The organism is Mucilaginibacter sp. P1_A3 (assembly GCF_056406855.1).
Window position 1 is genome coordinate 197,253 of record NZ_JBFTZJ010000009.1, and the last position, 23,434, is coordinate 220,686.

The 23,434-nt window shown below is 41.6% G+C and carries 22 protein-coding genes and 1 tRNA gene; 18 read left to right on the forward strand and 5 right to left on the reverse strand.

What is annotated here, in order from left to right; genetic code table 11:
* Window positions 1-7: 7 nt before the first annotated feature.
* Together AC1D0K_RS20255 and AC1D0K_RS20260 are read left to right on the forward strand one after the other, a co-directional pair.
* Window positions 8-859 carry a helix-turn-helix domain-containing protein gene (locus AC1D0K_RS20255; RefSeq protein ID WP_477391306.1) on the forward strand — a complete coding sequence of 284 codons (852 nt, stop codon included), beginning with the start codon at window positions 8-10 and terminating at the stop codon, window positions 857-859.
* 77 nt (window positions 860-936) lie between these two features.
* Entirely contained in the window at window positions 937-1,647 is a 711-nt protein-coding gene (locus AC1D0K_RS20260) for an SIP domain-containing protein (protein ID WP_477391305.1), read from the forward strand.
* A 52-nt stretch (window positions 1,648-1,699) separates the two neighbouring features.
* Here the strand turns inward: AC1D0K_RS20260 and AC1D0K_RS20265 are convergent, their stop codons facing one another.
* Window positions 1,700-2,047 carry a hypothetical protein gene (locus AC1D0K_RS20265; protein WP_295720186.1) on the reverse strand — a complete coding sequence of 116 codons (348 nt, stop codon included), beginning with the start codon at window positions 2,045-2,047 and terminating at the stop codon, window positions 1,700-1,702.
* A gap of 177 nt (window positions 2,048-2,224) precedes the next feature.
* Here AC1D0K_RS20265 and AC1D0K_RS20270 point away from each other — a divergent pair, with 177 nt between their 5' ends.
* The 3 genes from AC1D0K_RS20270 (at window position 2,225) to AC1D0K_RS20280 (ending at window position 5,556) form a co-directional block, all read left to right on the forward strand.
* Window positions 2,225-2,656 (forward strand): pentapeptide repeat-containing protein, encoded by a 432-nt coding sequence (locus AC1D0K_RS20270; RefSeq protein WP_477391304.1) that lies wholly within the window; start codon window positions 2,225-2,227, stop codon window positions 2,654-2,656.
* A 94-nt stretch (window positions 2,657-2,750) separates the two neighbouring features.
* Complete coding sequence (locus tag AC1D0K_RS20275; protein WP_295720194.1) at window positions 2,751-3,113, forward strand: hypothetical protein; 363 nt, start codon at window positions 2,751-2,753, stop codon at window positions 3,111-3,113.
* Between the two features lie 982 nt (window positions 3,114-4,095).
* On the forward strand, window positions 4,096-5,556 hold the full coding sequence (locus AC1D0K_RS20280; RefSeq protein ID WP_477391303.1) for a glycoside hydrolase family 30 protein: 1,461 nt from the start codon (window positions 4,096-4,098) through the stop codon (window positions 5,554-5,556).
* A 188-nt stretch (window positions 5,557-5,744) separates the two neighbouring features.
* Here the strand turns inward: AC1D0K_RS20280 and purU are convergent, their stop codons facing one another.
* Window positions 5,745-6,569 carry a formyltetrahydrofolate deformylase gene (gene purU / locus AC1D0K_RS20285; protein WP_295720199.1) on the reverse strand — a complete coding sequence of 275 codons (825 nt, stop codon included), beginning with the start codon at window positions 6,567-6,569 and terminating at the stop codon, window positions 5,745-5,747.
* 115 nt (window positions 6,570-6,684) lie between these two features.
* Here purU and AC1D0K_RS20290 point away from each other — a divergent pair, with 115 nt between their 5' ends.
* Window positions 6,685-7,104, forward strand: coding sequence for a hypothetical protein (locus AC1D0K_RS20290; RefSeq protein ID WP_477391302.1), 420 nt, complete (start codon window positions 6,685-6,687; stop codon window positions 7,102-7,104).
* A 127-nt stretch (window positions 7,105-7,231) separates the two neighbouring features.
* On the opposite strand, the gene AC1D0K_RS20295 is transcribed toward AC1D0K_RS20290, so the two are convergent.
* A complete protein-coding gene (locus tag AC1D0K_RS20295; protein ID WP_477391301.1) occupies window positions 7,232-7,600 on the reverse strand; it encodes a hypothetical protein in 369 nt (122 codons plus the stop codon).
* 126 nt (window positions 7,601-7,726) lie between these two features.
* Between AC1D0K_RS20295 and AC1D0K_RS20300 the strand changes: the two genes are divergently transcribed.
* Both AC1D0K_RS20300 and AC1D0K_RS20305 read left to right on the forward strand, forming a co-directional pair.
* Complete coding sequence (locus AC1D0K_RS20300) at window positions 7,727-8,221, forward strand: TspO/MBR family protein (protein ID WP_477391300.1); 495 nt, start codon at window positions 7,727-7,729, stop codon at window positions 8,219-8,221.
* A 54-nt stretch (window positions 8,222-8,275) separates the two neighbouring features.
* Window positions 8,276-8,809, forward strand: a complete 534-nt coding sequence (locus tag AC1D0K_RS20305) for a hypothetical protein (protein ID WP_295720206.1) — start codon at window positions 8,276-8,278, stop codon at window positions 8,807-8,809.
* Window positions 8,810-8,862: 53 nt separating this feature from the next.
* Here the strand turns inward: AC1D0K_RS20305 and tamL are convergent, their stop codons facing one another.
* Entirely contained in the window at window positions 8,863-11,223 is a 2,361-nt protein-coding gene (gene tamL, locus AC1D0K_RS20310) for a translocation and assembly module lipoprotein TamL (protein WP_477391299.1), read from the reverse strand.
* Between tamL and AC1D0K_RS20315 the strand changes: the two genes are divergently transcribed.
* From AC1D0K_RS20315 to AC1D0K_RS20325, 3 genes are all read left to right on the forward strand, one after another.
* Window positions 11,214-11,963 (forward strand): TrmH family RNA methyltransferase, encoded by a 750-nt coding sequence (locus AC1D0K_RS20315; RefSeq protein ID WP_477391298.1) that lies wholly within the window; start codon window positions 11,214-11,216, stop codon window positions 11,961-11,963. The two genes, tamL and AC1D0K_RS20315, sit on opposite strands and share 10 nt — an antisense overlap.
* Before the next feature lie 50 nt (window positions 11,964-12,013).
* A tRNA-Cys gene (locus AC1D0K_RS20320) sits at window positions 12,014-12,084 on the forward strand.
* Window positions 12,085-12,118: 34 nt separating this feature from the next.
* On the forward strand, window positions 12,119-12,292 hold the full coding sequence (locus AC1D0K_RS20325; protein ID WP_295720213.1) for a spore protein: 174 nt from the start codon (window positions 12,119-12,121) through the stop codon (window positions 12,290-12,292).
* A 628-nt stretch (window positions 12,293-12,920) separates the two neighbouring features.
* Here AC1D0K_RS20325 and AC1D0K_RS20330 read toward each other — a convergent pair.
* Entirely contained in the window at window positions 12,921-13,964 is a 1,044-nt protein-coding gene (locus tag AC1D0K_RS20330) for a quinone-dependent dihydroorotate dehydrogenase (protein WP_477391297.1), read from the reverse strand.
* A 166-nt stretch (window positions 13,965-14,130) separates the two neighbouring features.
* Here AC1D0K_RS20330 and AC1D0K_RS20335 point away from each other — a divergent pair, with 166 nt between their 5' ends.
* From AC1D0K_RS20335 to AC1D0K_RS20365, 7 genes are all read left to right on the forward strand, one after another.
* On the forward strand, window positions 14,131-14,901 hold the full coding sequence (locus AC1D0K_RS20335) for an SGNH/GDSL hydrolase family protein (protein WP_477391296.1): 771 nt from the start codon (window positions 14,131-14,133) through the stop codon (window positions 14,899-14,901).
* Window positions 14,902-14,903: 2 nt separating this feature from the next.
* A complete protein-coding gene (locus AC1D0K_RS20340) occupies window positions 14,904-15,302 on the forward strand; it encodes a hypothetical protein (RefSeq protein WP_477391295.1) in 399 nt (132 codons plus the stop codon).
* Window positions 15,303-15,455: 153 nt separating this feature from the next.
* Window positions 15,456-17,378, forward strand: a complete 1,923-nt coding sequence (locus AC1D0K_RS20345; RefSeq protein WP_477391294.1) for an ABC-F family ATP-binding cassette domain-containing protein — start codon at window positions 15,456-15,458, stop codon at window positions 17,376-17,378.
* 499 nt (window positions 17,379-17,877) lie between these two features.
* On the forward strand, window positions 17,878-19,026 hold the full coding sequence (locus tag AC1D0K_RS20350; RefSeq protein ID WP_477391293.1) for a type IX secretion system plug protein: 1,149 nt from the start codon (window positions 17,878-17,880) through the stop codon (window positions 19,024-19,026).
* Window positions 19,027-19,194: 168 nt separating this feature from the next.
* Window positions 19,195-19,491, forward strand: coding sequence for a GIY-YIG nuclease family protein (locus AC1D0K_RS20355; RefSeq protein ID WP_477391292.1), 297 nt, complete (start codon window positions 19,195-19,197; stop codon window positions 19,489-19,491).
* Between the two features lie 367 nt (window positions 19,492-19,858).
* A complete protein-coding gene (gene galB, locus AC1D0K_RS20360) occupies window positions 19,859-22,291 on the forward strand; it encodes a beta-galactosidase GalB (RefSeq protein ID WP_477391291.1) in 2,433 nt (810 codons plus the stop codon).
* Window positions 22,292-22,545: 254 nt separating this feature from the next.
* Window positions 22,546-23,400, forward strand: a complete 855-nt coding sequence (locus AC1D0K_RS20365; RefSeq protein ID WP_477391290.1) for a helix-turn-helix transcriptional regulator — start codon at window positions 22,546-22,548, stop codon at window positions 23,398-23,400.
* The last annotated feature ends 34 nt before the right edge of the window (window positions 23,401-23,434 follow it).

Consider the following 23,434-nt stretch of genomic DNA (forward strand, 5'->3'; position numbering starts at 1 on the left):
TAACTCAATGAAAGATATTCCTGTACATCTGCTAAAAGAACGTGCCACATCTGGCCTGGAGATTGCGCGTTTCCTGGAAGGAGATATGCCTAAGGATGATGAGCCGATTGGTGCGCACAGGGACGATCACTATATATTTTTTGTTTTAGAGGGTGGTTCAGCATCATTGATGATCGATTTTCATGAAATTGAATTTCAGTCCGCTAATCTTTATTATGTATTGCCGGGGCAGGTGCATCACCGTATCAAAAATGATGGTGCTTTTGGTTGGTTTATAGCCATAGATACCATGCTGATATCGACCGACTACCGAACTATTTTCGAAAACCAGTTATTATTACAGCAACCATTTAGCTTAAACGATACACAGGCGCGTCATTGCAAAAGCCTGTTAAGCCTTCTTTATGAAAAGTATCGGGAAGATGATCAGGGCACATTTTACCTGTCTGTAGTCCACTCGTTACTGCAATCTTTTTTGGGGATTGCTGCCGCCTGTTATAGCCAAACGGGTAATGAACGCTTAGCACTTTCGCGCCCGGCGCAATTGGCCCAACAATTTAAAAAGCTCTTGGTTGAGCATGTTCGCGAGTTGAAAAGTCCATCAGCTTATGCCGTAAAACTGCATGTATCAGAAAGCTACCTGAACGAAGCGTTAAAAAAAGCGACGGGCTTTTCTGTAAGCTATTGGATCCGGCAGGAAATTATATTGGAGGCCAAACGTTTGCTGTACTATAGCCAGTTGAACGTTAAAGAAATTGCCCATGTGCTGGGATATGAAGATCATGCCTATTTTTCGAGGTTTTTTAAAAAGGCGGAAGGGATCACGCCTTTGGCTTTCAGGGCCGATTACCGTAAATAGTCCAATCATTACCGGAGGTATGCCATTTTATTTAGTATAAATACCCCCTTTCTTTGTGTTAATAAAATTAACACACCATGGAAACATCTACTCTTAACAAAATTAAACAACGAGCCGGTAAACTGTTTGAAAGCAGATTGCAAACCGGAAACGTGCTTGAGGTTAGGTATTGGGAACCCTGTACTATGATAGAAATAGACCTGCACCTGCCACAAATAGATATGGCCGAATGGAGCGAGATTCCCTACATAAAATTTAAAGTGGATATGCTCACCTTTAGAGACTACACGCCATCTGGCTGGGATGCAGAAACCCATACCTGCACCATTTATGTTGATGCCGCGCATAATGGGCCGGGAAGTAACTGGGCCAGGCAATTAAAAAAGGATGATACGGTAAGTTATCTTAAAGCGGGAACAACAAATCAAAGCCCGGTTGGCACATCGGCCATCGTTGCCTTAGGCGACGAAAGCAGTATGGGGCATTTATTGGCCCTACAAAAAATGGTACTGCCCCATACGCGTTTTTCGGGTGGGGTAGTGATCGGCAACGAGCATCACCGCAAATTGTTTAATGAATATTTTTGGACACCTATTGAGCCTGTGCCCCGCCGTGATGTTTACGGCCACCACAGCCTGATAGAGTGGGTGCTTGATCAGCGTTACAGTCTTGATAATACCGTTTTTTATGTGGCGGGTAACAATACCATGGTAGCCCAGTTGCGCAAAATGCTCAAAAGTCAGGGCTATCCTTCGGGCCAAATTAAGGTACAGGGTTTCTGGGGTTAAGTTAAAAAAAACTACCGGTAAAGACTTGTAAAGTAATTTGCAATCAGTAGGCCTACAGGTTACCTAAGGGATTCCACATATTGGGATTGCCTCTTATGAAGGTTAGGTACTCAATAACTTCCTCAATTTCGGTTACACTTAGGGTGTTTTCGCCTGCTGTATATGAAAATACGTTGGCGGGCTGTTCAAAAGCAACGAAGCCTAAGTAATCAGGATCGGTAATTTTATCCATGTGCAAAATATCCTCCTTGCTGAAGCTTTGTTTCACGTCGCCTTTAGCCCGGTCAATAAATAAACTATAGGTATAGCTTATTACCGGGTGTCCATTCAGGTGTGCTTCGGTATCAGGAATAGCCATTAAATGACGGTGGCTTTTCAGCGTAAAGAAGAGCGGTTTCATAATTGGATAATGAAAGTTAACAATTTATTTTCTAATAGCCTGATCTATATCGACTTTTATTTTAGTGTTGCGTGATTAATAGGGCAACTGTCGCAATTGCACCCTCAAAATGTCTGGTATTACCATTGTAGTTTGAGGTAATCATTCCTAAATTCGGTTACTAAAAAGAAATTAAATATGGAAAGGTCAAGTAATCAGGATGATACCAATGCCGAACGCATCAATATTATTGAAACTACAAAAATGATTTATGCCAGGCACGCGCACCTTGAGGGTTCAAAATTTGTAATGTTAAAAATGAGTAAGTCGAGTTTTAACGACGTTGATTTGAGTAATTTGAAAATTGTAAACGCCAATTTAAGCGACCTTGAAATTGAAGGAGCACAATTGGGCGGGGCCTATTTACATAACATTGGTATGCCACCTAAAGGGCACCCCGCTTATGATGAAAATGCAAAACAGCGACCCCTGCGCTTTGAGGATTGCGACCTGGAAGCCAGCGCGATTAATAATTGTAATCTTAAAAATGTAGCTATAGCTGATTGTAATACTCAAGGCATGACCATTAATGGTATTTTGGTTGATGATATGTTGAAAAATTACCGCTAATAAAATTATTAATAATAAATATGGTACTATGTATTGTATAGTACTGTGTTTTATATTAGCTTTGTGATGACATTGATTACCAACAATTAGCATCATGAAAAAAATACATCTTTTAATTGCTTTGGCGGGCTTAATAACCCTGGCAACAGCCTGCCGCTTTGGCGGAAGACATACCACCATTGTAGAGAACAGCAATGGCACAAGCGTGAAAATTGAATACCGTGGGCAAACCTATTTTACCGAAGATGGAAAGGGTATCAAAAGTATTTCGCCACATGGTTCGGTAAAATTTAGTCATAATAGTGACGATTTGGTAGCAGAAAACGATAACGGCCGGATCATTTATGAAATAAACGGTGGCGGTAAAAAAACTCACCTTGATGATGATGATAAGGCTTTTTTAGCCAGGGCTGTTAAAGAAATGATTAAAAGGGGGCATAATACCGATGGGAGGTAACGCTCAATTGAATTGATCCCTGGATCCAAATAAAAAGCCAGTGATTGATAAAAATAGATCGTCATTGCTTATCCATGGCGTTTTTTTACAAAAAACTTTTTGTCATCCTGAACGCAGCGAAGGATCTATTATTCGCCATGCTTTTCGCCCTGTAAATCTGCGAATAGATCCTTCACTGCGTTCACTGTTGTCCGGTAAAATCTCGTTTGATATATAAAAACATCTCTTAAGGCCTAGAAAAGGCCTTTTTTTGTGCATTTCCAAAACCAAGCCCCCTAAAAACTCAATAATTCATTTCTTTTTTAAGAACCGGCTGTCCGGTAAAAAAAGCACCAATCCTCGATATTTTTGCCATTTAACTTGTTGTGAATGCGCTATAGCTTCAAAAAAAAGTTTTCACTGAAAATATCGCAGCCATTTCTCAACCGGCTGTCCGGTAAAGTTTTATTCAAATCTTTTACCGGACAACAGTGCACTGCGTTCAGGATGACAAATCTTTTAAACGTCAATTCTTTTTCAGAGTTCACGGATTTTGCCACTCGCAATGACGCGCAAATATGTGTTAATGAATCAAATTTAAACAACCTCTTAAGTTAATGGCTATTTGCAAATCCTGCAGTCGGGTATTTGCAAGGCCAAAACAACCACCCTCCGCTGCAACCAGGGGGAGATTAAAAAGTAATAAATTCTATTACAAGTGGTATAAATCAGCCTATGTAGGTGTATTTAATACACTTCTGTAGCTTACCGTATCAGAACAATATTTCGATGTGATTTATAATTGCACAACTAACTGATTATGAGTGTGTTTTTTGTGCAGTTTACTTGGTATTAAACCGTATTATTTAACTAACAAGTAATTATAAATCAATTATTTATATCTTTTTTTATTGCTTTATTCAAATTAACTTTCTTAATTTGGGATATCGGAACCGCCCTCCTGATTGGCGACGTTGCACCGGTGAACCAATTAAAATACACCATGAATAAAAAAGCAATATTTACCTGTTTTATAGCGGGTGGTTTACTGCCTGCTCAGCTGGTAAATGCCCAGGTAAAAGCGCCATTCTCTACTAAAAATAAGAATATAAAAGTTATTGTTTCTGATAATGAAGCTGGTGTTAAATTTAAAAATACCGAAACATTAAAGTTTACAGATAGCCCTCAGCCCGGCGAAACAGAGGTTTCTGTGTTTGTTGATCCGGCAAAATCATTTCAAACCATGCTTGGTATTGGTGGCGCGTTAACTGATGCATCTGCCGAAACTTTTTACAAACTACCTAAAGACAAGCAAAAAGAGCTTTTAACGGCCTATTACGATAAAGAAAAAGGTATTGGCTATACCTTGGCCCGTACCAATATCCAGAGCTGCGATTTTTCGAGCGAGAGCTATAGCTATATAAAGGAGGGCGATGCCGCGCTGAAAACCTTTAACATCGGGCATGACAGGGCTTACCGAATTCCTTTTATAAAAGCCGTGATGGCCGCTGCAGACGGTAAACTTACTTTATTTGTTTCGCCCTGGAGCCCGCCCGCGTTTATGAAAGATAATAACAGTCTTTTACACGGCGGTAAGCTTTTGCCAAAGTACTATCAAAGCTGGGCCAATTTTTATGGCAAATTTATAAGGGCTTATGAAAATGAAGGTATCCCGGTATGGGGGCTTTCGGTACAAAACGAGCCTATGGCTTCACAAACCTGGGAATCATGTAAATATACCGCCGAAGAGGAACGTGATTTTGTGAAGAATTTTTTAGGCCCAACATTGCAAAAACAAGGGCTGGCCAGCAAAAAGTTAATTGTTTGGGATCATAACCGTGATTTACTTTACCAGCGCGCAAGCACTATCCTGGAAGACCCAGCCGCTGCAAAATACATCTGGGGTATAGGTTTTCACTGGTACGAAACATGGACAGGAGCAGGGCAGCAGTTTGATGCTGTAAGGCGAACACACGAAGCATTTCCTGCCAAAAACCTAATTTTTACTGAAGGCTGCATCGAAAAATTTGATTTTAATAAAATTAACGATTGGTCGCTTGGTGAAACATATGGCCTGGCCATGATCAATGATTTTAATGGCGGTACAGTAGCCTGGACAGATTGGAACATCCTGCTGGATGAAAAGGGCGGCCCCAACCACGTAGGCAACTTTTGTTTTGCACCCGTACATGCCGATTTACGTAATGGCAGCCTGATTTACACCAGCTCATACTATTACCTGGGCCATTTCAGCAAGTATATTCAATCCGGCGCGAGGCGTGTAGCAGCTGTAGCCAGCAGAGATAAACTTTTAACTACAGCTTACCTAAACCCTAATGGCAAATTGGCCGTAATAGTAATGAATAAAACCGACGAGAAAATTGAATACAGTTTATGGATAAAAGGTAAAGCTGCTAAAACAACCAGCATGCCACACTCCATTGCTACCCTCATAGTAGAATAAAGACCTTTTTATAAATCAACTAAATCTCAGATGTATGGTGGATCATTTATGGTCCACCATTATCATTACCGGGTAATGGTCTGATGGTAATTTGGCCTCATACTTTTTAGTTGTATTGTTTAAAGCGCAGTAGGTATCTGTCAATATCCCATGCCTTTTATCCGGAGGTGCAGACTCATGTCCCAGAATTACTCAAACACCACAGTTTTGTTTTTAGAAACAAACACCCGGTCTTCAAATATTAATTTTAGGGCTTTAGCTAATACCGATGTTTCAATTTCCTGCCCGGCCTTTACCATGGTTGCCGCGGTAAAGGAATGATTTACGGGGATAATCTGTTGGGCAATGATGGGGCCTTCGTCCAACTCGTTTGATACAAAATGGGCTGTAGCGCCTATCAGCTTAACGCCGCGTTCAAAAGCCTTTCGGTAGGGATTAGCGCCAATAAAGGCAGGTAAAAAGGAGTGGTGAATATTGATTATCCGCATAGGGAATTTTGCCACAAAGGCAGGCGATAAAATGCGCATGTATTTGGCCAGTATCACATAATCCGGCGCATGTTGTTCAATGGTATCGCTTATTTTTTGTTCAAACTCTTCCTTGCTTGTTTGCTCATGCGAGATATGGTAAAAAGGCATATCGAAGCGTTCGCAAATGTTTTGCAGGGTGGCATGGTTGCCAATTACGCATTGAACGGTTGCCCCAAGCGTTTTAAAATGATTACGGATTAGTATATCGGCAAGGCAATGGTACTCCTTGGTTACCAGCACAACCACTTTTTTATAGGGGATAGGGTTAACCGAAATAATAGCGCCGGCGGGTAAAATTTCTTTAAGTTTTTGCTCAAGATTTTCATTGTTACCATCTTCAACTTCCAGGCGCATAAAAAATATGTCCTCGCTTTTATCAACATGTTCACGCATCGAAACGATGTTCAATTGGTATTTTGCTAATATGGCCGATATGGAAGCAACAAGGCCCACCTGGTCTTTACACTGGATAACAATAATCATGCTTTAATGATACAAAGAATTTTGTTGAAATTAATGATTAAGTAAATATTTCAAATATTTATAACCCCTTGTAGCATAGTGATAAGTGCCTCCGTAATGTTCTATATAACCTGATATGATGAAATACTTTACCCTTGTAATTGTCGCGCTTTTATTGTGCGGTGTGAGTTCATGTCATAAAAATGGCTCGCCGGGCCCTGCATCTATATCAATAGTTGGCAGGTGGCGTTGGGTAAAATCGGTTGGTGGCATAGCCGGAATGACTGCAACACCTGCAAGTGATGGCTATAACTTAACCCAGGTTTACGACGCAAATAGCACTTTTAAATTGTACAAAAATGACTCGCTTGAATTGCAAAGCAAGTATTCAATAATCAGGAATTTTAAATATCAAACGCAAACCATTGATCTGTTGAAGATTGGTGATGATGAATCAAACAGGACGGACTTTACGATCAGGAATGATACATTATATGCATCAAATATGTTGTTTATAAGCGATGGTTTTAGCTCCGTATACGTGAGGGTTAAATAAAATTTAATAAGCCGTTTTAAAAGTCATCCCGTAAGGCTTTTAGCTTAGTTCGGGTCCTGCAGGCAAGGTGAAAGATTGCCTTGCAAGCGGGATGCAGGGTTGGCAGAAATGCCAACCCTGCATGGCTTTATTTTTTATCCCCATCCGGCACAAAGTTTACTTCCTGCCCGGCATCAAACACTACATATGCCCGTCGCCAGGGTTCATCGTCTATCAGCTTCCATTGATGGGCTGTACCGGTTGTATCGGTGGCTATCAGTATTTCACCCGGTCGTAAAATGAAAGTTTCGCCGTGGCGGGTTTCAAATTGCAATGTGCCCGATAGATTAATCACATATTGGTTGGCAGGAGCGTTGTGCCAGTCATAAAACGAATGCGGCGGCGATTCCTGGAACCTGATGGTTGAAGCCTGGTTAAAAATCATTTCGGTTACTGTTCCTGCTTGCACATGGGAGTGCCCGTCATCACCGGTATATAGTTTATAAGCTTTTATCATTTTTATTTACTTATTGCAATGGTTGCTAAGCTAATATATTTATGATTTTTAACTATGGCGTTTGCATAATGCGTTTGTAATAATTTAAGCTAAAACTTATTGCTATTTTATTGGTTTCATAAAACTATGACCCCGCCTGTAACCAGAAAATTCCAGTTTTTTCCATTCCTGGTCAGTTTAATAATTACACTGGCAATAGGTATAGTTGCTGCATTGTTTACCCGGCCCCAAATTGCCGGCTGGTACAGTGTGCTTAAAAAGCCATCATTTAACCCGCCACCCTGGCTTTTTGCCCCGGTATGGATAGTGATTTATTTTATGATAGCCACAGCCGCCTACCTGGTTTGGAAACACCGGAGCCGCAAACCTGCCTTTAAAATAACCCGTACTATTTACTTTGCACAGTTGAGCCTTAACTTTTTATGGTCGATAGTGTTTTTTGGCTTGCACCAGGTATTTGGAGCCCTGATCATCATTATATTGCTGTGGATAAGTATTGTCTTAAATATTAACTGGTTTAATAAATACAATAAGGTTGCAGGGAAGCTACTTTGGCCCTATTTGCTGTGGGTTAGTTTTGCCGGTGTACTTAACGCGAGTATTTATTTACTAAACAGATAGTACAAAAAAACACTATTTTTATTGCGAACATTTTAACACTTGGTTTATTAACAGATGAAAAAAATATTGCTTTTATTGTGCCTTGTTGCTGCTTCACACAGCTTTGTTTTTGCGGATGCGATAGCCATAAATCATTTTGTAGTTAAAGAAAACCCTTTCGGGACAGACCAGGTGGCTATTATAGCTACAGATACAGCCGGGGTAACGCAGGAGAACGTAAACGGCCGGTTCACCTTTATCATGAACGGCTTTGAGTACCAGTTAAAGTTTGAAAAGGGAGTTGCCTTTTACAGGCAAAAGATAGATCGCTCCACCTTTTTATATGCCAAGCATGTTAACGAAAGCGGTACCCATGGCATACTGTATTATATTTACAAGCACGATAGTAAATTAAGCCCTATTCATATCAGTATCATGTTCCTGATCGCTATCCCGTTAATTTTGGTACTACTGGCCTATATGTTTAAGCGGTTCATCATTATAGCGGTTATCATATTCTGCATATTCCTGTATTTTAATTACCATAATGGCTTAAGCATGCACACCTTTTTTGAAAGCGCTGTTGATGGTTTAAAGGGGCTGTTTTAGCCGGGAGAGCTTAACGCAAAGGGCTCAAAGTCCCTAACTCTCAAAGTCACCAATTAAAAAGGCAATCCTATGCCAAAATTTAGCTGCATAAAATTATAGGTATCGCCTGCATTGTTGTTTGAATAAGCCGTTTTAAATGCCCCTGTATGGAAAAGTTCGTTCGGGTGCTTGAGCAGTACCCATTGGTCGGTTCCGTTAAACTGGGGGTCTTTAAATTTAAATGCGGCATCAAGCCTGAAAATAAAGAATCCAAGGTCGAACCGTAAACCTGTGCCAATACCAACCGCTGTTGATTGTAAAACGTTATCAAGCCTGAATTCGCCATTCGGGCTTTCGGCTTTTTTGCCCAGTCTCCACACGTTGCCGGCATCCACAAAAACAGCCCCTTTTAGTTTTGCACCAAAAAAGTTATCTGCCAGCTTATATCGATATTCGGCATTGGCTACTATCTTTATTTCGCCAAACTGATCAAGGTATTTTAAGCGGGCAAATGATGTTGGGTCATCCTTGTAAGCAGTGGCCCTGTTAAACTGCCCGGGGCCAAGCGTGCGGGGCAGCCACGCGCGCATATCATTAGCGCCACCGGTGTAAAAGTTTTTTTCAAATATTAACTCATTGCTATTACCATAGGGCACACCAATGCCCGGGTTAATGCGAAACACAAACTGCCGTTCGCCGCCCAGTGTTCGGTAAATGCGAAAGTCGATTTCAGTTTTGGTGTATTGAGAAAATGTATATCCTAAAATTTTACGCTGACCAAGTGTATCTCTCGGTGTGTTAAAGGTATTGCCCAACAGGCTCAGGAAGTTACCTCCTATATCCAGGCTTCCACGGAAATAATTAAAATTACTATAGGAGTTTAATTCAATGGCATTATATTGAAATGTATATTGGCTACCAGTTGTAAACACCGTGCGGCCAATTAGTTTTACATAGGCAAACCTATCATGCGCCAACAAGGTATCACGCGCGGCCGGGTCAATTACCCCTTTTGAAAATTCGATATTTATAGGCGTAACCGTATGCAGCTTGCGGCCGGTTTCGTAAAAATCGTAACTAATGGAGTTAACAAAACTTTGGCGGGTTACCAGTCCCTTTTGGTAAAACAGGGAGTAGTTGGTAGAAAACGTGGTATGTGGTACACCATATTTACCCAGTAGTGCAAAATTGAAAGGGGATATGATGCGTGGAAATATCAAATTTGCACCTGCCCTAAATTCCTGGTTCTGAATATTGGCACTGCTGGCGGTATTTGTGCCATTATCAAACAAAATACTCCAGTTAAGTTTTAGCTGTAATATAGCGGCCTGCATAAACAGGTTACGGTTTGTAAACGTATTGCCTATATTGTATCCATAGCGGCCGTTTGCAAACAGAAACTCGCCTTCTACCCGGTCCGAGTAGTGTTTAAGTGGTATAATATCAATTTTTGTATTTAAGCGGTGGGTACTATCGGGAAGTTTTTCATAAGTAGGGTTAGGTACATTTCTGAAAACATTTAACTCCGATAGGCGGGTGGTAGTTAGGGTTTGTTTATCAATATCGAATAGCTGCCCCTTTTTTTGATAAGTGTAATCAACAACTACACGTGGCTTAAAACGATGTGAAAAATCAACAAACCTGAATTGAGAATCAACCTGTATTGTATCGGCCTTACCAACTGTTCTGCCATTACTTGCTGATATGGTTACCAGCGTATTATTAATTTTATAAACAGGGTGTTCTGTTTTACCTGCGGGGTTATCTATCATCATTTTAATATCAACTACGCTGCTGTTAAAAGTGGAGTCGTAATTAAAATTGATGTATTGCCTGTAAAAATCAAAATAACCATTGCGTTTCATGAGCAGGTAAAGCTCATCACGGTCATGTGCTAAGCTATCGGTATCAAACCGGGCACCAGGTTGTATGTGTGATATTTTATTGCGGTTTGCAAAGTAAATATTTTTGATATTTTTATCAGGAATGCTGTCTTCAATCTTACGGATATGAAACATTGGGCCTTCGTGCACGGCAAAAATCAGCTCGGCGCGCCGTTTTTTAATCACAATAGTATCAGTTACCCTTGCTTTCAAATAGCCGCGATTCTGGATATATTTTTCTATCTGGAAGCGCGAATATTCAACTAAGTTACTATCAAGTATGGCTGGAGCCTCGCCAATATTGCGTTTTCCGTTGTTACTAAACCAATAATAAAATTGAAGATTGAGTTTATTGTTGGGTTGTTGCTCTTTATCAACGTAATTTAAAGCTACTTCTTCAAATTCTTCATCGATGCCTTTTATGGTGATTTTACGCACCAGTGCCTGATCTTTTTTTATTCCGCGGGTAACACTGCAGCCCGACCAAATAATGAGCAGCAAAATACTTAATATTGTAAGGCGGTAACCAGCAGGTTTTATATATGCTTTCAAAATCACAAATCAGTTTATTAACATCCTTACAACATAAAAAATTTAGAAGGGAACATGGCTTTTTCCTGGTTGAGGGTTATAAATCAGTAATTGAATTTATAAGCTCAGGCTACCAGGTGGATAGCATATACCATACCCCCGCAATTGCTCCAAAAATGCTGAATTTATCCCGAAAAATAAACTTTCAGGAGATTTCAATGAAGGATATCGAAAAAATCAGCACATTGAAAACCCCGCAAGATGTAATTGGTTTGATTAAAATACCAATATGGGCAACATTAAATTATAACAGCCTGAAGCAAAAGTTTTCCCTGGTGCTTGATAGCATCCAGGATCCGGGTAATATGGGTACCATTATACGTACTGCCGATTGGTTTGGCATTACTGATATTATATGCAGCGAGGATACAGTGGATGTGTACAATCCTAAGGTGGTACAGGCTACCATGGGCTCATTGGCGCGCGTGAATGTGCATTACGCCAACCTGGAAGAGGTTTTACCGCAAGCAGGTTTGCCTATATTTGGGGCAATGCTTGATGGTGAAAATATTTATAACAGTAATTTTGGCACCGAGGGATTGCTAATTATGGGTAACGAAGGTAACGGAATAAGCCCGGCTATTGAACGGTTGATTACTACTAAAATAACCATCCCACGGGCTGGAAAGGCCGAATCATTGAACGTGGCAATAGCGACAGCCATACTGTGTTCTGAAATAAAAAGAAATTCAATGAAATAAATATTGGCTGGCATTAAATTAATTACTATTTTTGCAATCCTTAAAAAGAAGGTCGGGTGGCCGAGTGGCTAGGCAGAGGTCTGCAAAACCTTTTACAGCGGTTCGAATCCGCTCCCGACCTCAAGGGTATTAAAAACATTTAAAATAACAACACCATGGGCGTTACACGTTTAAAAAGAAAAGATAGAAAAAATAAAACTACTTCACGTTTAGAAGTACAGTTTTTGAAGTTGGCTACTAACCTTGAGTACGGAAGCCGTTCTGCTGAGTCAAAACACAGCCAGATAGCAAAAAACAATGCAGTTTTAGCTATTGCCTTAGGTAAGTAATTTGTTTTAGGGCGTTAAATCGCTTCAGAAAAATCTTATAAGTCCTGCTGGTTTCAGAAATCGGTGGGATTTTTTTGTTTGCGTTTTTCTATAAGTAATGATATTGCTACGTTTTTATATTTATTAATGGAAAATTGAAGAACAAGGAATAAAGCATTGGTTACGATAGGAGCTATACTGTTCGGTGGCTTGTTTGCGGCATTAGCTTTTACTCAACACCTGTTAGGTCCAGCTATCAGCACCTTAATGTTTTGTTTAGGCGATGTAATCGTCTTAGTAGGTATTGTATATTTGATTGTGTTATTTGTTCAGAAGGTAAAAGAGTCATAATCTTTCCCGCTGGTTGTTTCTTCAACATCTGTGTTTGTAAGATAATAAAAGTAAGGCTATGTGCGATTCCTTCCTCGGGGAAGGAGGAGGTAGGGGTTAAATCAGGCGTTCAAGTACCGCTGTAGAGGCCATGCCGGCGAAACCCCTCCCTGCCATTGCGCGCATTGCAGCCGCACCCCTCCCGTTGGGAGGGAATAAAAAAAACTTGTTAAACACTTTTTCCCGCCGTTTGTGTCCCCACAAACGGCTACTGCAGGTTTTATTATGGACAGGCGTTCGTGTAAAATCGTATAAACTATTATTTAGCCAGTATTGCCTTATTTATCCTCCCAATCAACCCAGGGCCTTCATAAATAAACCCGGTGTAAAGCTGCACCAGTGATGCGCCGGCGTTTAGTTTCTCAATAGCGTCGTCTGCAGAATGAATACCGCCTACTCCTATTATTGGGAATGATCCGTTTGATTTTTTATGGATGTAGCTGATTACTTCGGTTGAGCGTTTGGTAAGTGGTTTACCGCTCAGTCCACCCATTTCTGATTTTAAATTATCGGCAGAAGTTAGATTTTCACGGCTGATGGTGGTATTGGTGGCTATAATGCCCGCTATGCCGGTTTGTTGGACAATGTCAACAATGTCATCCAGTTGGGAATCGGTTAGGTCTGGCGCTATTTTTAACAGGATGGGGCGGCTGATGCCATTTTTTGAATTACGTTTTTGCAGTGTGTTCAACAATTGCATCAACGGTTCTTTTTCCTGTAGTTCGCGCAGGCCGGGTGTATTTGGCGAGCTCACGTTCACCACAAAATAATCAACCACATCAAACAGCCGGTCAAAGCATTTGATATAATCGCTTACCGCTTCTTCGTTTGGAGTTACCTTGTTTTTGCCAATGTTGCCACCAATGATCAGGTTTTTTTGTGCTCCTTTAGCGTTTTTGCGAAAAGTGGCTATTCTTTCGGCAGCTACATCAACACCAAAGTTGTTAAAGCCCATCCGGTTAATAAGGGCGCCATCTGCTGGCAGCCGGAACATCCGTGGTTGTGGATTGCCGGGCTGGGGCAGGGGGGTAACCGTCCCTATTTCTACAAATCCGAAACCAAGGTTGGTCATTTCGCCCATGAGCTCGGCATTTTTATCAAAGCCGGCAGCAAGGCCAACCGGATTTTTAAATTTCAGGCCGAAGACTTCTTTTTCCAGTCGCGGGTTATTTACATCCCATATAGCCCTGCTTAAAGCGGCGCCACCCGGAAAACGGTTAAAGCGCTTTAAGTTGCGGGTTACAAAATAATGTACTTTTTCTGGATCGAACTGGAAAAGGATGGGTTTTAATAAAAAATACATGGTGCGAAGTTAGCACTTTACTCATGCTGTGTAAACCAGAATTTTATGAAAATTAATCTATGGGTGATATTAATCATCCAAAAACTTGTACAAATTTTAAGAAAGTTAAAAAAAGCCGTGTAAATCTGTAAATTCGGAAATCAATATCGATCTGTTAAAACCATTTATGAATAATATATTTAAACGTAACCGACGTGATTTTTTAAAAACGGCATCAGTAGGTACTATTGCTGCTATGGGCCTACCTCAGATAGTTTCGGCCGCACTGGCTACAGAGAAACCATCGAAGAAAATAAGCTTCAATGCTGGTGATGTGATCCTTTTCCAGGGCGATTCTATTACCGACTGGGGGCGCGACCATAATAGCACCGAATTTAATACCACCAGCGCCTTAGGTTCGGGTTACGCGCTGATCACCGCATCGCAGCTATTGCTTAACCACGCTGATAAAAACCTGAAAATTTATAACAAAGGCATCAGTGGTAACAAAGTGTACCAGCTGGCCGAACGCTGGGATACCGATTGCCTGGCGCTTAAACCCAACGTGTTGAGTATTCACATTGGTGTAAATGATTTTTGGCATACACTTACCAATGGTTATACAGGTACTATTGATAATTATATTGCCGACTATAAAAAACTGATTGATCGTACTAAAGCGGCCCTGCCGGATATTAAACTGGTAATTTGCGAACCCTTTGCACAAAAAGGAGTAAAGGCGGTTGATGATAAATGGTATCCAACGTTTGACCTGTTCCGGAAAGCAGCCAAAGACATTGCCGAGCAATACGATGCGGTTTTTGTGCCCTATCAATCGGCATTTGATAAAGCGGAGAAAATTGCGCCGGCCACCTACTGGAACCGCGACGGCGTACACCCCAGCGTAGCCGGCGAAGCCCTAATGGCGCAAACATGGCTTAAAGCGGTGGGAGCATAATCATGAAAACGATTGTAATGTTATTGCTGTTAATCGGTTTGCAGGATAGCACGCCACCAAAAGACATCACCGGGAAATGGCAGGTTGACCATGTTGATATATCTGGCCGTCATATGAAAATGAGCGAACAAGAAAAGGTTATGATGATAAAATCGCTTAAAGCTATCTTTTTAAACACTGTATTTGATTTTAATTCCAACCATCATTTATATTTAAAACCTGGAGTAAAAGCGATACCTAACGGTATTTGGGAATATCATGCCGGCGAGGGGATTATACATATCAAGGAAGTGGATAATACAGGCACGATCATGCTGATAAACGTTGTGGAAAAAGACGGCAATACGCTATTTGAAATGATAGAAAGCGATGTTGTTTTAAAAGTTCGTCGAAAAGCGTGATTAATAAATTTAAATATTGAACATCAATTTCGAATGATGAAATAAAAAACACGATGTCACTTCGTCATTCGAAATTAATGTTCTATATTACCTTTACCCTTTCACCTCAAACTCATCTAAAATTCAGCTCAAAAAGCGTATCTTTGCGCCCAAATGATTGCGATAAATAACCTTACGTTTGAGATTGGTGCGCGGGCCCTTTACGATGAAGCCAACTGGCATATAAAACCCGGTGAAAAAATTGGCTTAATAGGTGCCAATGGAACTGGTAAAACTACCCTCTTAAAAATTATTGTAGGCGACTATAAACCTACATCGGGCACCATATCAATGGCTAAGGACCTTACTATGGGTTACCTTAACCAGGATTTGCTGTCATACTCATCTGATAAAAGTATTGTGCATGTGGCTATGGAGGCTTTTGAGCGCCAAAACCAACTGCATGATGAAATAGAAGTACTGCTTCAAAAACTGGAAACCGACTATACAGAAGATCTTTTGCACAAGCTTAGCGATAAGCAGCATGAGTTTGAACTGCTTGATGGTTACAATATTGAATACAAGGCACACGAAATTTTAGCGGGTTTAGGTTTTAGCGAGGCAGATTGTCAACGCAAACTAAGCACTTTCTCCGGAGGGTGGCGTATGCGTGTGATGCTGGCCAAGATCTTATTACAGGCGCCTGATATCCTGTTACTGGATGAGCCCACCAATCACCTTGACTTACCTTCCATCCAATGGCTGGAAGATTATTTGAAGGCATTTAACGGAGCTATTATCATTGTATCGCACGATAGGTGGTTTTTGGACAAGGTAATTAACCGTACAGTTGAATCCCGTAAAGGCAAACTGAACGTGTATGCGGGTAACTATACTTTTTACCTGGAAGAAAAAGCATTACGTGCCGAAATTCAGCGTGGCGAGTTTAAAAACCAGCAGTCAAAAATAAAACAGGAAGAGCGTTTAATTGAACGTTTCCGTGCTAAGGCATCTAAAGCAAAAATGGCGCAGTCACGTATCAAAATGCTTGATAAAATGGAGCGCGTTGATGATGTGGATGATGATAACCCAGAGGTTAACTTCAGCTTCAAATTTAGCAGGCAATCTGGTCGCCACGTAACTACTTTGGAGCATATCACCAAAAAATACCCGGCTATTGATATTTTAGATGATGCCGAAGCAATTATTGAAAAAGGTGATAAAATTGCGCTGATAGGAGCCAACGGTAAAGGTAAATCTACCTTGTTGCGTATTGTGGCAGGTGCTGATAAAGAATTTGAAGGTACAGCTGTAACAGGCCATAACGTTACCCAAACCTTTTTTGCACAGCATCAGTTAGAGAGCCTGCACCTGGAACACCAGATATTACAGGAACTACAATCATTTGCCCCAAAACATACAGATACCGAGCTGCGCTCAATATTAGGTTCCTTTTTGTTTACCGGGGATGATGTGTTTAAAAAGATCAAAGTACTATCAGGTGGTGAAAAATCGCGCGTGGCGCTGGCAAAGGCCCTTACTGCCGATGCTAACTTTTTAGTACTGGATGAGCCCACCAACCACTTGGATATGGCATCTGTTAACATATTGATACAGGCATTGCAACAGTATGAAGGTACTGTTATTGTAGTATCTCACGATAGGTACTTCCTTGATAATGTGGCTAATAAGATTTGGTTCATTGAAGACCAGAAAATTAAACAATACCCTGGCACTTACGCCGAGTATGATGAGTGGAATGCTAAACGCAAATTAGAGCCTAAAGCCGCCGCGCCTGCTCCTCAACCTAAAAAGGAAGAGAAAAAGCCGGAGCCGGTTAAGCAGCCACAAGGCGAAAACAAGCACCAGCAATTAAAAAAACTAAACCAGGACCTGGCCAAAATGGAAGAGCAAATTGCCGGGCTTGATAAAACAGTAAAGGAACTGGAAGCCAAACTGGCTGACACAAAAATTTATAACGACAGCCAAAAGCTGAAGGAAACCAATGCCGCCTATAACCAAAAGCAAGCCGAGCTGAAGCAGATCCAACAAAAATGGGAAACTTTGGCCGAGCAGATTTTGGAATTGGAAGCGTAAAAAACGATACCCAAAGACATGTCATTGCGAGGCACGAAGCAATCGCGAACTGTGCATATTCGATTTGTAAAGTTCGCGATTGCCACGCTGCGCTCGCAATGACATAGTTTTAAAGTAAAACATATCTATGAAACCCGTCATTGCGAGGCACGAAGCAATCCCCAATTTTACAGGGCAACCTTGCAAGGCCGCTTTGCATATTGAGGATTGCTTCGTGCCTCGCAATGACGGGCGGTGGGATGTCATGGTGAGCCCGTCGAACCATAGCGGGCAAAGGCCTCTCCGCGCGAGTCTTCGACAGGCTCAGACTGACAGGCCTTTTTGGGGCTGTGTATCATGCCAACATCGCTTTCACTTTAACGTTTCGCGAAATTTTACAACTCGCAATGACGCATGGTTTTCTAAATCAATAATCCTATTCCTGCTTGTCCTTTTCTCCCAAAAATCCTTCGCCCAAACCCCTTACGATAACAACATTTACAACCCCGCCATTAAAAGCGTGGAGTTTAACGGTACCGGTAAGCAGCCATTCCCAGTAATTAACCTGGGCTCCGATGAAAAGGTGTTGCTGGCATTTGATGATCTGCGTGGTGGCAGTCGTAATTACTACTATACCATTGAGCACTGCGATGCCAAATGGAACTCATCCAACTTATCACCTGCCGAATACCTGCAAAGTTTCCAGGACGATCGCTTGTATAACTACAGCTACTCGACCGGTACCTTTCAAAAATATACCCATTACGAACAATTAATCCCGAATGATAACATCGCCCCCAAAATAAGCGGTAATTATATATTGAAAGTTTATGAGGATGGCGACCAATCAAAAATGGTGCTTACCCGCCGCTTATATGTTGTTGGCAAAAAGGTATCTATTGCTGCCAATACTATTGCATCACCTAATACACAAACGCGGCAAACCAACCAAAAGTTAAATTTTACGGTTGATTACGGAAGTTTGCAAATTCAAAACCCAACCCGCGAGATTCGTACACTGGTTATGCAGAATGCGCGTACCTCCACCGGTATTTTAAATATCCAGCCAACCAATATCCGGGGTTCCTCATTGATCTATAATGATGTTGCCATTAATGATTTTCCCGGCCGTAATGAGTTCAGGTTGTTTGATATGCGTACGTTAAAGCTTAATTCGCAGCGTGTAGCCAAAATATATAAGGATACGGCAAACATCGTAGTATTATTGGGCGACCCCATTCGCGATAGTCCTGATTATGTTTTATATTATGATAACAACGGCAAATTCTTTATCCTGAACCAGGATGGCCGGGACCCGCGTACCGATGCAGATTACGCGCATGTGTATTTCAGTCTTGCTGCCAATAAACTGGCAGGTGAGGGTACGCCATACATTGTAGGCATGTTTAACGATTATAAACTGGACGAACATAGCAGACTTACCCGCGATGAAAACGGCAGGTACTACATCAACCTGCTGTTAAAGCAGGGAGTTTACGATTACGAATATGTTTGGGTTGATAAAAATAACAACGCCGACGATGTGCCTTTGGAAGGCAGCCATTTTGAAACCGAGAACGATTATCAGCTATTGGTATATTACCGTCCGCCCGCGGCCCGCTGGGATGAGTTGGTTGGCTTTAGTATGATTAATACGGTGAAGAAGTAAAATAAAGATCAATTTCCCTGTTGTTCAATAATCATGTCATCATAGTAATTCTACCATTGTCAATAATCATGTCATTGCGAGGTACGAAGCAATCGCGAACTGTGCAGATTTCCTATGCAATGGTTTCTTTTTATATTTTAGTATAAAATAACCTGAGCATTAACACACATGAAAATACATCAATACTATGTTTACATTTTAACCAATAAGGCAAATTCAGTGTTATACGTTGGTGTTACAAATGATTTGGTAAGCCGGGTATCTCAGCATAAACAAAAATTATTCAAAGGCTTTTCAGCTACATACAACTGCAATAAATTGGTTCATTACGAGGAGTTTCAGTGGATAGACGATGCTATTGCAAGAGAAAAGCAATTGAAAGCAGGCTCAAGACAGAAGAAAATTGATATAATAACCGTTAACAATCTGTCATGGAGTGATTTGAGTAATGGCTGGTACGATTAAAATGTCGGTGTGTGATCTTATGGTATTTTGAGGCTATAACGAAATAAACATAATAAGCACGGCGGATTTGTAAAGTTCACCCTGTACAGTTCGCGATTGCCACGCTGCGCTCGCAATGACATAGGATTGTCCTTTTTGAAAGTTCACCCTGTACAGTTCGCGGTTGCCACGCTGCGCTCGCAATGACATAAGGTTAATCCTTTTTGAAAGTTTACTCTATACAGTTCGCGATTGCCACGCTTCGCTCGTAATGACATGGGGTTAATCCTTACATGTATCATCCCTAAATAAATTCGGCATCACATTGGGTTCGTACTATATTATTTATAATTTAGTGTCGTAAATACAATTAATCCTAAATTCATTTATGATTTCTCTAAAACTCACTGCAAAGGCTGTAAAATCATACGGTCTGTTGCTTATTACGCTGTTTTTTTGTGCCGGTAGTTTTGCCCAGCAAGGTCGCCAAACTGTTGATTTTGATAAGGGCTGGCGCTTTAATTTGGGCGATGTGCCCCATGCCGAAAATCCAGCTACAAGCGATATCAAGTGGCGCTCGCTTAGTCTGCCGCATGATTGGAGCGTAGAAGGTAAATTTAGCAAAGATAACCCTGCCACGCCCGAAGGTGGTGCATTACCGGGTGGTATAGGCTGGTACCGCAAAACATTTACAGTTCCTGCATCATCAAAGGGTAAACTGGTTTATATTGATTTTGATGGCGTTTATCAGAAAAGTGATGTTTGGGTAAACGGACACCACCTTGGTTTCAGGCCTAATGGCTATATCTCGTTCAGGTATGAGCTAACTCCATATTTAAACTTTGGCGGTAATAACGTGATAGCCGTTAAGGTTGATAACTCTGTTCAGCCAAATTCGCGCTGGTATTCAGGCTCTGGTATTTACCGGAATGTGTGGCTAGTTACTACCAGCAAGGTTGCTATTAACCATTGGGGAACTTATGTTACCACAACAGATGTAAGTGAAGCATCGGCAAAAGTAAATTTAAAGGTGCAGGTTAAAAATGTTTCCGCATCTTCATCAGTAACAGTGAAAACGACGCTATATGATGCTGCGGGTAAAGTGATTGCTGCAGGTCGGTCTATTCCGTCAAAAGAGCAATTAAAGGATACTGTATTTGAAACGGAAGCTACGCTGACGGTTAAAAATCCACAATTATGGAGTGTTGATAAGCCATATTTATACAAAGCAGTTACGCAAGTATTATCAGGCAAAGCCGTTATTGATACATATACTACTCCTGTAGGTATCCGCTATTTCAACTTCGATGTTGATAAAGGTTTTAGCCTGAACGGCAAAGCGATGAAGATTTTAGGCGTATGTGATCACCACGATCTGGGTAGCCTTGGCGCTGCTATCAATACCCGCGCGTTGGAGCGTCAGCTGCAAATTTTAAAAGCGATGGGCTGTAATGGTATCCGTACCTCGCACAACCCTCCGGCTCCTGAGTTGCTTGATCTGTGCGATAAAATGGGTTTTATTGTGATGGATGAGGCTTTTGATACCTGGGAATGGGCAAAAGCGAAATATGATTATCACCTGTTTTTTAAGGAATGGCACAAACGCGATCTGGAAGACCAGATCCTGCGCGATCGTAACCATCCCAGTGTAATGATCTGGAGTATCGGTAATGAAATAGGGCAGCAAAGCGATACTTCTGCTTTAAGGATAGCGCCGCAACTTACAGCAATTGTACATAGCCTTGATAAAACCCGCCCTATTACCAGTGCCAATAATAACCCCGATAAAAATAACAAGATCATTGCATCAGGTGCTATAGATTTGGTAGGTTACAATTATCACGAGGGGGAATATGCCGGTTTTCATGACAGGTACCCCGGTAAAAAATTCATCGCTACAGAAACAACTTCGGGCTTAGAAACCCGCGGTTATTATGAAATGCCATCGGATAGCATCCGTGTTTGGCCCGAGAGCTGGGATAGACCTTTTGTAAGGGAAGGCAACAATGTATCGGCCTATGATAACGTGCGACCACCATGGGGGTCAACCCACGAAATGACCTGGAAGGTGATGAAGAAATACGATTTCCTATCAGGTATGTTCATCTGGACCGGATTTGACTATTTAGGCGAACCAACCCCATACAGCTGGCCATCGCGCAGCTCATATTTTGGTATTGTTGACCTGGCTGGTTTTCCTAAGGATGTGTACTATATGTACCAAAGCGAGTGGACAAATAAAGATGTACTGCACATTTTTCCGCATTGGAACTGGACACCAGGCAAAATGATTGATATCTGGGCCTATTACAACAATGCCGATGAGGTTGAACTTTTCCTGAATGATAAATCATTAGGCATTAAAAAGAAAACCGGCGACGACCTGCACATTATGTGGCGTGTAAAATATGAGCCGGGCACATTGAAAGCGGTATCGCGTAAGAATGGCAAAGTGGTTTTAACCCGCCTTATCCATACCGCCGGCGAACCAGCCAAAATTGAGCTATCGGCAGATCGTAAACTGATCAAAGCTGGCGGCAAAGATATGTCATTCATCACCGTGAGGATTTTGGATAAGGATGGCAATGTGGTGCCTGATGCTGATAACCTGGTTAACTTCAAGATCAACGGCGAAGCCTTTATAGCCAGCGTTGATAACGGCGACCCGGTTAGTCACGATTCATTTAAGGTATCGTACCGTAAAGCGTTCCATGGCCTGGCGTTGGCTATAGTACAAACAAAGGAAAAAGCAGGGAGCATTACATTTACTGCAACTTCCAAAGGCTTGCAAAACGCATCACTTGTTTTAACAAGCAAGTAAACCGTTCTTTCTCCTCAGGGTCGCTCAATAGGGCCCTGAGGTTTTAAATCTCCGTCGCAATTACCAAAGCATCGTTTTTTTAGTCGAAATGATCCTGCACCGTCAGGGTCATTTTTTTTAGAGAGCCTGAGGCCACAAAAGCTTAACGCCTTGTATCGCACAACATTGCTGTTTATCATCCCTTTGTTACAATTGATTAAAAAGTAAAAAAAGATAAACGACAAAATGTAGATTAGTATAATTAATGTTTTGCAATGATACAAATCCCTAAAGACCTGCTCGATCATCATGTCCATATCAGGTTACGTCTGTCGGACATGTATGCTATTATCATTGATAAAAAGCGACCATTCCGTTGCGACGATACCCTGCAAACCGCGCATTGCCTGGAGGTAATTTTAACAGGCGCTATTGACGTACGGTATGGCAGCCATGTGCAGCACCTGGAGGCCGACGATGTACAATTCAGGCGGCGGGGCAATTATCAGCTGTTTCCGTCTGATGATTATACCAGTCTGCTTATTTTTATGGAGAATGAGTTTGTAGATTACTTTTTAGACAGCCATGTGCCCGAGTTCAGGCACGAAAAACAGGGTGCCGATTTGCCGCCCTTCACCTTCAAAACATCCGAATTTATACAGGCCAATATCACCCAGGTGATGCAGCATATTTTACACCCGCAAGATTACTCGCGCTGCATCGTTAAATTCGCGGCCCACCAGGTACTGCTGCAGATCTTGTCCGGCGACCGGTCGAAAACTTTTGTATCGTTTTTAAAAGACCTGGTAAGCAACAAAAAGGTTGACCTGGCTTACTTTATGGAAACCAACTTTAATCGCCAGCTATCTATACAGGACATGGCTAAGCTTACCGGGCGCAGCGTGAGCGCGTTTAAAAAGGAATTTACCGATAGTTTTAACACCACGCCCGTAAAATGGCAGTTAAACCGAAGGCTGGAGTATGCCGAGTACCAGTTAAAGCACTCGCACGACCCGGTTTCGCTGGTGGCTTATAGCAGTGGGTTCGAAAATATCTCGCATTTTTCAAAAGTGTATAAGCAAAGGTTTGGCGCCTCGCCCAAAAGCGCGCGGAACGAACCTGTGTTATAAAAACAAACAAATATGGCCTCACAACAAAATTGCG